We start from the raw sequence: 14,264 nt of genomic DNA, 5'->3' as shown, positions 1-14,264 counted from the left end.
GGATTAATTATATTCAGCTTATTTATAAGTTAATTTGAAATAAAGATTCCCTTTAGCACAGTTCCTGATGCTAGTTTTGTATTCGCAGGAATACGGACTAGACAATTGGCTTGCATAAGATTACTCAGCATATGGGACTGTTGCTTGGCCAAACTTTTTACCCTAAGTTGTCCTGCATCAAAATAAGCATACATTCGTAAAAAACGCTCACGTGCATCTTCTTTTAAATCATGCTCTAAAATTGCGGTAAACCATTCTGGTCCCTGTCTATTGCCCTGCAATGCATCAAGCAAAGATTTTCCGTAAATTTGCATTGCGACATATACCGCAGCCGGATTGCCCGGTAAGCCTAACAAATAGCAAGAATGTTGGGTTTGTGAATTATGGTATTCGGCAAAGAATAAAGGTTTACCCGGTTTTTGTTTAACTTTCCAAAAGATTTGTTCAAACCCAACTTCGAAAGCACAGGGCCGAACAAAGTCGTAGTCTCCTACCGACACTCCGCCAGTCGTTATAACAACATCATGGCTGTCTTTTAGTTGATTAAAGTAATGGGTGACCTGCTCTGCTTCATCTGCTACGTGAATGAGTTCGATATCTAAACCATAATCTTCAAACCAAGCTTTTAGTAATGGGCCATTTGCATCAAAGACTTTACCTTCAGCTAGATCTTCTGCTGTTTCGGCAACTTCATCACCCGTGATCAAAACAGCGACTTTCGGTGCACGATAGACTTCAACGGTTTGCACACCCGCCATACTTAAAGCAGCCAAACTTCCAATATTCAAAAGTTGTCCTACTTGAGCAAGCAACTGCCCTTGCTGGATTTCCTCTCCGGTAAAGCGGATATCGGCTTGAGGACGTATATGTTCCGTTAAACAAATTTCTTGGGCCGAAATAACCGATACGATTTCTTGTCGAGCTACATGCGTTGTCCCTTCAGGAATTTTGCCGCCCGTAAATATACGAATTGCCTGACCTTCACCGAGTATGTCATGACTCTCGCTTCCGGCACGAATCTCACCTGTGACTTGGAACTTTTGATTATTTAAATCTTCTGCATGGCTACAAAGTGCATAACCGTCAACTGCACTTTGAGAGAAACTTGGTAAATTAATTTCACAGTAAATATCTTTGGCAAGATAACTACTTAGGCTATTTGTTAGAGTCTTTTGAATAGAGCTTAAGTTTTTAGGCTTATTAATAACTAAATCTAGCGCTTCATCTATACTGATTAATCCACGCTCAGCACCACAACCTGACATTATTCATAGCCTCCTGGATGTGGTAAATCACGGCAAACATCAAAAATATGGACTAATGCGGGTAAAATAGCGGCCATTGATTCGCTTGCGCCACCACGGCTTCCCGGTAATGTCACTACTAACGAACGGTCAATAAACCCTGCTACTCCGCGTGACATAGCAGCATATGGCGTGCGTTTTTGTCCAAATGAGCGAGCAGCTTCCATTAAGCCATCTAATTTACGTTCTAAAAGAGGCTCTAGCGTATCAACCGTAATATCACGCTTACCAATTCCTGTCCCACCCACGGTCATAATACAAGCATACGATTTGGTGAGTTCTAAAACCAATTCTTTGAGATCATCTGCTTCATCGGGCAAAATTTGGTAATGGATCGGATCAAAGCCAGCTTCAGTTAAAGTTTCAACCACAGATTTTCCAGCAGTATCCGGCTTTCTACCCGCTGCTACGGTGTCTGACAAGACAATAACAGCAGCCGAAACAGGTTGACGCAATACCCGTTTAAAATGGGATTTTCCGCCTTTTTTCTTAAGTAGTTTACATTGATCCATCCAGAGTTCTTCTGGTTCACAATGAGGCTTTAACATGTCATAGATAGTTAAGCCTGCAAGGCTTGCCGCCGTTAAAGCTTCCATCTCTACGCCAGTTGGACCAATAGTTTCAACAACAGCAATAATTTTTACAAAGTCGTGTTCCAATTCATATTCAACATCTGCCCGATAAATCGGTAGCGGATGACATAGTGGAATCAGCTCATCAGTTCGTTTGGCTGCCAAAATTCCTGCAACACGTGCTGTTTTTAGGGCATCACCTTTTTCCGTGTTTCCTTGTCTTAATAGTTCAATACAGGCGGGTGGTGCATATAAAATCGCTTGTGCTTCGGCAACACGATAACTTTCCGGCTTCATTCCTACGTTTTTCATTATTTATCCTAGTGTTACATATTTCAGTGTGAGTGCTCATGGCCGGCATGATGATGGTGATGTTTGTGGTCGTGCGGCGCATCCTTACGAATACAACAGCCCTCTACATAATGACTTGTGCCATCTGTAAAGAACTCTTCTTTAAAGACAGGCACTTCATGTTTTACCCGTTCGACTGCTTCCTCACATGCTTGAAAAGCTTCACGGCGATGGGCTGCATACGCAATCGCAATAATGGCTGTTTCACCAACATCTAGATATCCAATTCGATGAACCACTCGCACATAAGATACCTGATACTTTTTCTCAATTTCTAGTTCAATTTCACGTATCATTTTTTCTGCAAGCGGTTTATAAGATGTATATTTCAGCGCCTTTACCGCTTTACCTTCGTGGTGATTACGAACCGTACCCATAAAAATATCAATACCGCCACATTCAGGAAAAGATTGAATCGGATCAAAAGTATCTAGACTTAAAGCCTGCTCTTGTATTCTTGCGAACTCTTTCATGATTCATCCTCCAGCAACGGGTGATAATAAAACCAAAGTGCATGGCTCACTTAAGACAGTTTGTCTAGTTATGACATTGTCACCAATTGCACATGCACATTTTTCCATGGCTTTTGTCGATTCAGGATGCAATAAAACAATTTCATCCAATACATCTTTAACCAAACTATGGTTAGGACAAACTAACAAAAGATTTTCAGGAAGCAATTTTTCAATTGCACCAAATGCTTCGACTTTAATTTGGATAGATTGTTGCATTTATCCCCCAAGCATATGCATGCTGATTTTACGGGTTTGTTGATGTTGTAAGGCATGGAAACCTTTTGCTTTATGCCAGATATAAGGATGAACCAAATTCTTTAAATTTTGGATATATATACCGTATTCTGGGCTATGTTGTTTGCTTACCAGTACTTGAAGCTGAGGCTTAATATTTAAACCTTGCGGCGCAAATAAACAGTTATATAGTTCGCCTTTTGCGGTAAGTCGTATACGGTCACATTGATGACAAAATGAATGCGTAATTGTGGAAATGATTCCTAAATGGTAGCTATCGTTAATTAGATATTGACGCGCTGGCTCATGTTGCTGCTCGATCACTTGTACCGAATAATAAGGTTGCAATACCTTCAAAATTTCAGCCTCGCTTACCACATCTTTATTTGACCAAAGTGCATCACCATCAAGCGGCATAAACTCGATAAAACGTAAAGGAATATGATGAGCAATTGACCACTTCACCATAGGTAAGATTTGATTATCATTTTTATCTTTCATTAATACGCAGTTAATTTTAAAAGGCAGTCCTGCATCTTTAGCAGCTTGAATACCCTCAAGAACTGGTTCTAACTTTTTCTTAGTGAGCTCTTTAAATTGAATTGAATCAAGACTATCTAAACTAATGTTTAAATCATCTAATCCAGCGTCTTTTAGTTGTTTAGCGTATTTAGCAAGGTAATGACCATTTGTAGTCATCGATATACGTTTTAAACCTAATGCTTTTAAAGCCTGCAAATCACGAATAAAATGAACAATGCCTTGACGCATTAATGGTTCACCCCCCGTAATGCGAATACTCTCGATACCTTGCTGCACCATAAAATGACAAAATTGAAAGAGCGCTTCAAAACTAAGCAAGTCTTGTTTATTTAACCATTCTGGATGCTCAGGCATGCAATATACACACTTAAAATTACAGCGATCAGTTACAGAAATTCGTAACTTACGCTTGATACGCCCATATTGATCTTGCAGAAGGCTTGGCGCATTTTCAGAGTGATATTGTTTCATCATTTGCACTCATATCGAGAACAGTTCAAATATTGCGAGCACTGATTATGAACAATCAAATACAAAAAATTGCGCCTAAATAGTGCTTTGTTTTTTATGCAAAATTTGTTCCAGCTCTACTTATCTTCCATAATATTTAACTTTTTATAGGTTTTTCACCGCACTACCTTAAGAACAATTAAAAAATAAATCTCAAGTTAGCGCGGTAAAATCTATGTTTTACTTGATTCTATTTCTAACACTTTTCTAAACGGATGGGTACATATTTATGGTACGGCGTTTTCGACAATGGATCACAATGTTCAGCAGAAATAAGTAAGTTTAATTGTGGCCCAATCGGTTCTCCATTTTGAAAGCGCATACCGTAGCCATGTGGAAGTGACACAACACCTCTTCTCATTCCATCATCCAACTCAATAGTTACCTGAATTTCTCCATGTTGTGAGATACATTTAAGCTGCCCTCCTGCATCTACATTTAAGTGCCTTGCATCTTCGGGATGAATACGCAGTGCACCTTCTGCATCTACTTTTCGCCAAGCAGGGTCACGGTAAATTTGGTTGGCGTTGTAACTACGGCGTTCACCTGACAAAAGGATGAAAGGAAACTCTTCAACATTAACGTTATGGCTTTTCAAGCTTGCGAGTTCACTTAACATCTCGAGAATTGCAAGACGTATTTTCTTATCTTTATAAGCCACCAGTTTCCAGACTTCGTCATATTCATGTTGCGATAAAACCATACCTGAACGTTGCTTTAATATCTGCTCAAATAGTTTGACACCTTGTGTTAACGGATTACCTTTATAACCTGCACGGCGTACCGCTTTGGTATGTAAAACAGCATATTGAATAGATAGCGGCAATAAAAAAGCAACTGAATCTGCAGAATTGCCAAGTCGTTTGCCAAGAGTTCGATAAATAATAGAGGCAGCAAAAGGGATATATTTTTTATGTCGTGCCAAGGTAAGGCCTAACGCCGACAAGTATGGTAAGTAGGCAGTTTTTTTCGAGTCGACCGCAGCTATTTTTTCTAAAACTGGGAAACTCTTCGGAATAGCATTCATAGCTTCCAGTAATCGAGTATAAATTTCGGCTTCCGGTAAAGTATTTGCTTGAGCAGTCAAAACGGGATGACGCAGATGAAAACCATTTTTAGGAAATTCCAAGTTAAAACCAGTAAATTCCCATTTTTCAAACTGAGTATGAGCTGGCAAAATATAGTCGGCGAGTCTCGCGGTTTCTGTCATCGCAACATCGACTACAACCAACAAATCTAATGCTTTAAAGGCTTCCTCAAAAGCAGGTGTATCAGGATAGGTTAATAATGGATTACAACTATCTACAAACACAGCACGAATTCGCTTTTCCCCTGCTTTTAAGATTTCATCGGGTAAAATATTAGGTGGAAAAAAACCGGAAATCGGGAACATTTTATGGTAAACGCTACGTCGATATTTTGGTTTTCTTTCATCCGTATCGGTCAAAATTGGAATAAACATGGTATGCAAATTATTGGTACCCTGTTTTCCAAAGTTCCCTGTCAGCAAGTATAAAAGCTTTTCTAAATAACCATTTAATGTTGTATTCAAAGTATGTTGAATACCTAAATCGATACGTACACAGCCTCTTTTTGCCTTGGCAAAATCTCGAACCACTTGATAAATCAAATCGATAGGTACATCAGCTTTAGCAATATAGTCTTCAATCGGGACATGGTTAAATGCAGCTTTTACGTCTTCAAACCCATGTGTGTGCTGCTCAATAAACGCTGCATCATAAAGCTTTTCTTTAATAATGATCGCAATCATGGCCGACATTAAAAAAGCATCAGTTCCTGGTTTTAGCTGTACGTGAATGTCTGCTTGTTTTGCCGTTTCGGTAACACGCGGGTCGAACACCACCATGGTTCGGTTCGGATCTTTCTTAATATGTTTTAGCGTGTCTCGTGCGTTAGGAATACCATGTGCCTGAAACGGGTTCGTCCCAATAAAAAGTACGTAATCTGCATGCTCAACATCTTCTGTCGTATGGCAAGCCTGACTACCGAACAGGCGGCCATTGAGCCAGAAATCACCTGTTTTTTCTTGGGCAAGTGAGTTATATGCATAATAACTTTTCATAGCCAATAAAAGTTGTCGGCCATAAGCTGCACCGAGGTGGTTACCCTGTCCACCACCGCCAACCGAAGCAAAAGCAGTACCGCCAAATTTATCTCTAATCTGCACTAATCGATCAGCAATTTCTTGTATCGTCACATCCCAACTAATTTCTTTAAATGAACCATCTGGTTGGCGTTTTAAAGGTGCGGTCAAACGGTCTGCATGTTTCTGGTAATGCTGTAATCTTGCGGCTTTTTGGCAAATGTAACCTTGAGAAAATGGATGCTCAGGATTACCTTTAATTTTGACAAATTGGTTATCTTTAATTTCTACGCTCAAACCGCAGTTTCTTGAACATAAAATACACGCGGTCACATCTGTTTTACTTTGCTGAGCTGCGTCCATCATTTTTCTGGCTCCGTTTATTTTTATACATCTGGCTAGAATGAAAATAACAAGTTCCAAAATAGAACTTAAATTCTAAACAGTCAATAACTCAAAATTTAAAAAATGATTTCAGATTATCAATGTAAATTTTAAATCGATATGATTGAGGTTCTAATTTGTCGAAAAAATCTCTTTAAATGCTTTAATTTGTTTGTATTGTTGAAGTTCATCTAAAGAATTAATGCTATGGAAAAATAAGTTTTGCTTTTGAAAAATGGCTACTTGTGCGTGTAAAAGTTTGAAGCAATTTTTTAAACTCAATTGTTGCTTGCCAATTTGCTGCTCTAAAACCTCTAGACTTTCACGTTTTAACAAACAAAATGGGTATAAAGCATCTCCATTAATTGAAACGTAAGCTGCCTGGGCCTGTTTATTTTTGCGAAGTGCGCTGTGTAATTTCGCAACGACTTGCGTAGGTATGTAGGTCACATCACAAGGGATAAACAAAACATAATCTGCTTTTACATGTGACCATGCACTTTTCATTCCCATAAGCGGACCAAAAAAACCGGAAGCATCATCTTGAAAACATTTAATATCGGGCACAATACTTTGATAGATTGAATAATCACGATGACTATTTACCCAAATTTCAGATACCGAAGATTTTAGTTTTTGATGAATTTTGAGTAGTTGCGTATCGCCATCGAATTGTTGCAACAGCTTATTTAAACCATTCATACGGCGGGCTTGTCCACCCGCGAGAATGACCAAATCAGTTACGGGATATCCCTTATTCACACTTCCACCTCTTGCTGGCAAGCTTTAATCAAGCCTCGGATTTCAGGTAAACATGAACCACAGTTTCCACCTGCTTTTAAACATGCAGTAACCTGTTTTTCATGGGTAATGTTTTGTGTTTTTATCACGTCGATAATTTTATTCTTACCTACTTTAAAACAACTACACACTAAAGGCCCATCATTATTAGTAGCCGACATTGGCATACCTGCTAGTAAAGCTTTACGGTGCAAGGCGCTTAAACGTTCGCGTTTAAACAGACTTGCTACCCAGTCACGGTCTGGCAATAAATCTGGCGGTGCAATATATAGACTTGCAATTACAATGCCATCTTTCAAAATAACACTATGGCTCAGTTGTGACGAAATATCTTCTATGCTTAACCATTCAAAGGTTTCATCAGCAAATGGCAAAAAGCTTTTCAGATTCTTTTGAGTATCATGAAAAGTTTGGCGGTCTGCAAGTTCATAGCGGCTGGTTTTCACCATTTTGACTTTGGTCCACCATGCACAGTGATGTAGCGATTCTTGAATATGAGAATCGTATCCTTCACGAATATAGAGCACACCTTGCCAAGTGGTATAGAACGGTTGAATAGTTACAGGCGTATGTTTGAACTCGGGCTCACCTGAAATTGCATCAACTTCTGGATTAACGACTTTACCAATACGGGCATCGGATGCGACCTGTTCAGTCCAGTGAATCGGTGCAAAAATTTGCCCACGACGGACACCTGATGAGAAGGTTACACGTAGTACACAACTGCCCCATTTCGAACGAACTTCTACTAAACCTTGATCACGTACACCAAACTTCAATGCATCACTTGGATGAATCTCACAGAATGGTTCAGCACGGTGACTGGTTAAATTTGGCGACAAACCAGTACGGGTCATGGTATGCCATTGATCGCGAATACGCCCCGTGTTCAAAATGAGCGGATAATCTTCTGAAATTGCATGTACCGGATTAATTGCAACAGTCGGAATTAGTTTTGCCTTGGTGTTTTTGTGACTAAACTGGCCCTTGCCAAACAGTTGTTGAACAGCTTTAGCGTCTTGTTTTTTATCCCATACTGGCCATTGCACTGGTTGCAGAACATCGTACTCAGCAGCACTTAGGTTCATTAAACCTTTTAAGTTGAAATAACGAAACGTATCAGTTTGTTCACGTGTTTTAATGTCCGCATTATCTTGTGCTGACAAAGCCGCATGTTCATTGAAAATATCAACAGCACTCGTAAAGTCAAAACCTTTAAAGCCTAATTTTTTCGCAACTTGGCTCACTGACCACCAATCTGCTTTTGCTTCACCCGGCGCAGCTAAAAAAGCACGTTGACGTGAAATACGACGCTCAGAGTTAGTAACGGTTCCGTCTTTTTCACCCCAACCTAAAGCTGGAAGCAAAATATCGGCGTAAGCCGTAGTATCCGTATCGGCACAGATATCTGACACAACGACCAATTCGCATTTTTCTAAAGCACGTTTCACCTGATCAGCATCTGGTAAACTTACTACCGGATTGGTTGCCATAATCCAGATGGCTTTAATTTTTCCAGCTTCAACAGCACGGAATAAATCAACTGCTTTTAAGCCAGCTTGAGTTGCAATAAATGGGCTGTCCCAAAAGGTTTGCACTACTTTTTGGTGCAGGGGATTATCCAAATCCATATGGGCAGCCAGCATATTAGCTAAGCCACCCACTTCTCGGCCACCCATAGCATTGGGCTGGCCTGTCATTGAAAATGGTGCAGCGCCGAGCTTTCCAATTTTGCCTGTTAGTAAGTGACAGTTAATAATGCTGTTGGCTTTATTCACACCCTGACTTGATTGATTCACACCCATTGAAAATAGCGTGATTACCTTTTCAGTCTGCGCAAATTTCTCAAAGAACTGTTGCATCTTATCGAGTGCAATTCCTGTACGCTTTGCCACATATTCCACATTAGTTTCTGGCTCGCTGCTTGCCAAAACCTCTTGCAAACCTTCGGTATAAGCATCTACAAAAGCCTGATCGGCATGACCATTTTGATATAAATATTGGAATAGACCATTGAACAATGCGACGTCTTGGCCCGGTAAAATCGGTAAATGTAAATCCGCTTGTTCACAAGTACTGGTAAAACGTGGATCAATAACTACCACAAACATATCTGGATTGTGGCTTTTAGCCTGCATAATCCGTTGATACAGCACAGGATGGCACCATGCGGTATTGGAACCAACCAAAACCACCATGTCTGCATGTTCAAAATCTTCATAACTTGCTGGCACAATATCTTCACCGAAACTACGTTTGTGACCTGCCACCGCAGATGACATACAAAGCCGTGAGTTGGTGTCGATATTTGCAGTACCCAAATAGCCTTTTACAAACTTGTTCACCACATAATAGTCTTCAGTCAAAAGCTGACCTGAAACATAAAATGCAATGCTGTCACGACCATATTTGTCGATACAAGACTGGAATTTATCGGCAATTTTATTGATTGCTGCATCCCATGTCGTTACCTCCCGATCAGCTTTTCGTCCCATCATTGGTTGTAAAACACGTGTTTCTAACCCCAAAGTATCCGCAAGTCGGCTACCTTTAATACATAAGCGCCCAAAGTTGGAAGGATGCTCAGCATCCCCCTCAACTTGCACCACAGGTCCTTGAGGTTTTTGTTGAACGTTTACACTAACACCACAACCTACACCGCAATATGGACATGTTGTTTTAGTTGTTTTTGCAACATGGTCGGAGCTATCGATTTCAACGCTTGGAATACTATTCATAACTGCTCCTTTCCCTATTTAGCCTGCATTTTTTAATGCAAAATCTCGACCAAATAGCAGTTTATTTCTAAATGAAGAAACAGGGGTTTGGTCTGCAATTAACTCTGCATACCACATGCCATCTTCAGTATCACCAAACAATACTGCACCGATTACTCGATCGCTTTGAATAATAATGCGTTTATAAATCTGGCGTTTTTCATCGTTCAGGATAATGTCTTCATAATCATCTTTCGGTTCAAAATTGCCTGCCGAGAATACATCGACACCACTGACTTTTAACTGAGTTGGTACCGTTGGTGCCTTAAAAGTTAAGCTGCCGTGCTCCGCTAAATGGGTCGCGCAAATAAAAGCTTGCCCCCACAGTGGTTCAACCAAACCAAAAGTTTGACCACGGTGTTCGATACACTCACCCACGGCATAAATACTTGGGTCAAATGTTTGCATGGTGTCATTCACCAATACACCGCGATTGCAACGTAAACCAGCACTTTGTGCCAAAGTAATATTCGGGCGGATACCTGCAGCAAACACCACAAGGTCAGCATCTAACACTGTGCCATCTTTCAAACGGATTTGTTTGACATGACCGTTTTCATCACCAATTAACGCTTCTGTATTGGCTTCGGTAATGATTTGAATACCTTTTTGTTCAATGCTATGACGTAATAACTGGCTCGCACGACCATCAAGTTGGCGTTCCATAATACGGTCCATCAAATGCAGGACTGTGACATTCATACCGCGTTGTTTTAACCCATAGGCAGCTTCTAAACCGAGTAAACCACCACCAATCACCACTGCATTAGTTTTTGAACCACAGTATTCAATCATGGTGTTAACGTCATAAATATCGCGGAAAGTTAACACGCCTTTTAGGTCAATACCCTGAACTGGTGGAATAAATGGTGCCGAGCCAGTTGCCAGAATTAAACGGTCATAATCAACAGTTTGTCCTTTTTCGGTGTAAACCACTTTACGCGGACGATCAATTTTTACGGCTTTATCACCAGCAATAAATTTAATGCCTTTATCGTCATACCACTTCGGTGGATGCAACATAATATCTTCAATGGTTTTCTCACCCGATAAAACCGGAGACAACATAATACGGTTATAGTTACCCCATGGTTCTTCATCAATCACCGTAACTTCATAACGGTCTGGTGCCATATCAAGTAAATCTTCCAGACAACGCATCCCTGCCAAACCATTCCCGATCAGCACCAGTCTAAGTTTGTCTTGTGATACACCTGTATTGGTAATATAAGTTTTTTGCGGCACCGCGTTGACCCAAACACGACCATCAACAATTTTGCTCGGATAAACCGCCAATTTTTGGTCTTTATCTTCTAAACAACGGCCCGTAGCTAAACTGAAATGTTGTTTATAAATTGGTGATGCAACGACGCGTTCGCCTTGTAAATCACCAATAATTCCGCGGCTCATCACATTCGCTAAGCTAAACGGATCTTTATTGCTCAGTACATAAACACGTTTTTCATGCCCCACACGGAAGATTGCAACCGCTTGACCGCTCACTAGCGCTCCTGCACCAGTGTTTGGGGTTAAATCATCGAGTGCACAAACGTCAATCCACTGATCATCAGGAAGCATATTTTTGTCTTGTACAATATTCATAGAAACTCTCCTTTATGCTTCAACCATTGGAATACGGTCTTCTGAACGTTCAGCTTCGGTTAATGGGCGGATTTGACCACGTTCAGTTGTAAATTGAATGTGCGGATCAGCTTGTTCATTCGCTCCTGCATTGATATAGGTTTGGAAGCGTTTACGAACTTCTGGGTTCTCGACAGCTGTACGCCATTCGTCTTGATATGTACCAATAATGTGTTCCATACGGCGCTCAAGCTCGGCAGCTAAACCAAGAGAGTCATCAACGATCACAGATTTAAGGTAGTCTAGACCGCCTTCCATGTTGTCACGCCATACACTGGTACGTTGTAAACGGTCTGCCGTTTGAATGTAGAACATAAAGAAACGGTCGATATAACGAATAAGTGTTTCTTTATCAAGGTCAGATGCAAGTAATTCTGCATGACGCGGTTTCATACCACCGTTACCACATACATAAAGGTTCCAACCCTTTTCAGTGGCAATCACGCCTACATCTTTACCTTGCGCTTCTGCACACTCACGTGTACAGCCAGACACTGCCATTTTCAATTTATGCGGTGAACGCAAACCTTTGTAGCGGTTTTCAAGTTCAATCGCTAAACCAACCGAGTTATCTACCCCGTAACGGCACCAAGTGCTACCCACACAAGATTTCACTGTACGTAACGACTTACCATAGGCATGACCAGACTCGAAGCCCGCAGCATTTAACTCTTCCCAAATAAATGGAAGTTCATGAACTTGGGCACCAAACATATCAACACGTTGACCACCAGTAATTTTGGTGTACAAGTTATATTTCTTTGCAATTTGACCAATCGCAATTAAGCCATCCGGAGTGACTTCCCCTCCTGCCATACGCGGTACAATGGAGTAAGAGCCATCTTTTTGAATGTTACCTAGGTAGTAGTCGTTACTGTCTTGCAGACCTGCATGACTTGGCTTAAGTACGAAATCATTCCAGCAAGATGCCAAAATATTTGCTGCGGCTGGTTTACAAATATCACAACCTAAACCGTGCCCATGTTGATGAATCAAATCATCAAATGTCTTGATTTCATTGACACGGACCAAGTGATACAACTCTTGACGCGAGTACGGGAAGTGTTCGCAAATATGATTGTTAACAGTCACACCTTGACGCTGTAACTCTGACTTCAATACTTGAGTCACTAATGGTGCACAACCACCACATGCTGTTGCTGCTTTGGTGCATTTCTTTAATGCACCTAAAGAGGTCGAACCATCGCTAATTGCTTGGCAGATGTCTGCTTTTGATACGTTGTTACATGAACAAATGGTCGCGCTGTCTGGCAGTAAATCGACTCCGCTACCACCAGATTTTGCTGCTGATTGCTCAAAACCCGGCATAATTAAACTTTCAGGCACTTCCGGTAAAGCCAGACCATTCAACATCATTTGTAAAAGTTCGTTGTATTCTTTGGCATCGCCCACTAAAACCGCGCCAAGCAATTTGGTTTTGTCGGCATTTACAACAATCTTTTTATAAACCAGTGCATGTTCATCTGCATAGAAATAGCTTAATGCACCTGGGGTTATGGCATGTGCATCACCGACAGAAGCAACATCAACGCCCATCAACTTCAACTTGGTGCTCATATCTGCGCCAGCGAAGCAATGACACTCTTCATCTAAAATATGTTTTGCTGCAATACGCGCCATGTCATAGCCCGGTGCAACCAAGCCATAAATTTTATTTTGCCAAAGCGCACATTCACCAATGGCATAAATGTTTTGATCAGATGTTTGGCAATAATCATTAATTACAATACCGCCACGCTCACCAATCGCAAGCCCGCTATTTCGCGCTAATTCATCACGTGGGCGGATCCCCGCAGAGAATAAAATCACATCAGTTTCGAGTTCACTACCATCGGCAAACTTCATCACATGAGTGGTATTTACACCAGACTCAATAGACTGAGTCGCTTTTTGTGTATGAACTTTTACACCTAAATCTTCAATTTTACGGCGTAAAACTTTGCCCCCTAAGTCATCAATTTGAACTGCCATCAAACGTGGTGCAAACTCAACAACGTGCGTTTCTAAATCTAAATCACGTAAAGCTTTGGCTGCCTCAAGTCCAAGTAAACCACCGCCAATTACTACACCTGTTTTTGCATTGAGACTCGCTGCACGAATCGCGTCTAAGTCTTCAATAGTACGGTAAACAAAACAGTTTTCACGGTCATTACCCAGAATTGGCGGAACAAATGCATATGAACCAGTCGCCAGCACCAACTTGTCATAGCTAATCACATCACCATGATTGGTTGTTACGGTTTGTGCAGTTGTATCAATCGCCACTGCTTTAGTATTTAAACGTAGGTCGATGCCATACGCATCGGCAAAATCAAAACGTGCTAAAGATAAATCTTTTGCCGATTTCCCTGAGAAGTATTCAGTCAAATGTACGCGGTCATATGCGATACGAGGTTCTTCTGCAAGAATCGTGATTTCCAGTTCATCATCTGCTTTTTCTAAAATGGCTTCGATGAATTTGTGGCCCACCATACCATGACCAATCATTACCAATTTCATAGTGTTTC

The 14,264-nt window shown here is 40.9% G+C and carries 10 protein-coding genes; all 10 read right to left on the bottom strand.

From position 1 onward, the window contains the following. Nucleotides 1–29 precede the first annotated feature (29 nt). Nucleotides 30–1,265 carry a molybdopterin molybdotransferase MoeA gene (locus MKL35_RS12235; RefSeq protein ID WP_032012090.1) on the bottom strand — a complete coding sequence of 412 codons (1,236 nt, stop codon included), beginning with the start codon at nucleotides 1,263–1,265 and terminating at the stop codon, nucleotides 30–32. Next, nucleotides 1,265–2,188: a bifunctional molybdenum cofactor biosynthesis protein MoaC/MoaB gene (gene moaCB / locus MKL35_RS12230; RefSeq protein ID WP_032012091.1), complete on the bottom strand. Its 924-nt coding sequence runs from the start codon at nucleotides 2,186–2,188 to the stop codon at nucleotides 1,265–1,267. The genes MKL35_RS12235 and moaCB overlap by 1 nt, the downstream gene beginning before the upstream one ends. Nucleotides 2,189–2,211: 23 nt before the next feature. Next, on the bottom strand, nucleotides 2,212–2,700 hold the full coding sequence (locus MKL35_RS12225; protein WP_000657202.1) for a molybdenum cofactor biosynthesis protein MoaE: 489 nt from the start codon (nucleotides 2,698–2,700) through the stop codon (nucleotides 2,212–2,214). A gap of 3 nt (nucleotides 2,701–2,703) precedes the next feature. Beyond that, nucleotides 2,704–2,958, bottom strand: a complete 255-nt coding sequence (locus tag MKL35_RS12220) for a MoaD/ThiS family protein (RefSeq protein ID WP_001187656.1) — start codon at nucleotides 2,956–2,958, stop codon at nucleotides 2,704–2,706. Further along, nucleotides 2,959–3,999, bottom strand: a complete 1,041-nt coding sequence (gene moaA / locus MKL35_RS12215) for a GTP 3',8-cyclase MoaA (protein ID WP_081404504.1) — start codon at nucleotides 3,997–3,999, stop codon at nucleotides 2,959–2,961. It lies immediately after the preceding gene. A 226-nt stretch (nucleotides 4,000–4,225) separates the two neighbouring features. Next, entirely contained in the window at nucleotides 4,226–6,499 is a 2,274-nt protein-coding gene (locus tag MKL35_RS12210) for a molybdopterin-dependent oxidoreductase (protein ID WP_032012094.1), read from the bottom strand. A 150-nt stretch (nucleotides 6,500–6,649) separates the two neighbouring features. Then, a complete protein-coding gene (mobA, locus tag MKL35_RS12205; protein WP_032012095.1) occupies nucleotides 6,650–7,279 on the bottom strand; it encodes a molybdenum cofactor guanylyltransferase in 630 nt (209 codons plus the stop codon). Beyond that, a complete protein-coding gene (locus MKL35_RS12200; protein WP_106479782.1) occupies nucleotides 7,276–10,056 on the bottom strand; it encodes a nitrate reductase in 2,781 nt (926 codons plus the stop codon). Before MKL35_RS12200 ends, mobA begins: the two co-directional genes overlap by 4 nt. 18 nt (nucleotides 10,057–10,074) lie before the next feature. Continuing rightward, entirely contained in the window at nucleotides 10,075–11,697 is a 1,623-nt protein-coding gene (gene nirD, locus MKL35_RS12195) for a nitrite reductase small subunit NirD (RefSeq protein ID WP_032012097.1), read from the bottom strand. Between the two features lie 12 nt (nucleotides 11,698–11,709). After that, nucleotides 11,710–14,256: a nitrite reductase large subunit NirB gene (gene nirB / locus MKL35_RS12190; protein ID WP_032012099.1), complete on the bottom strand. Its 2,547-nt coding sequence runs from the start codon at nucleotides 14,254–14,256 to the stop codon at nucleotides 11,710–11,712. Nucleotides 14,257–14,264 lie beyond the last annotated feature (8 nt).

This window comes from Acinetobacter sp. AOR41_HL (genome assembly GCF_027854645.1).
GTDB classification, from domain to species: Bacteria; Pseudomonadota; Gammaproteobacteria; order Pseudomonadales; family Moraxellaceae; genus Acinetobacter; species Acinetobacter nosocomialis.
The sequence above is the reverse complement of the archived record's forward strand: the minus strand, read 5'-3'. Positions and strand labels throughout refer to the sequence as shown.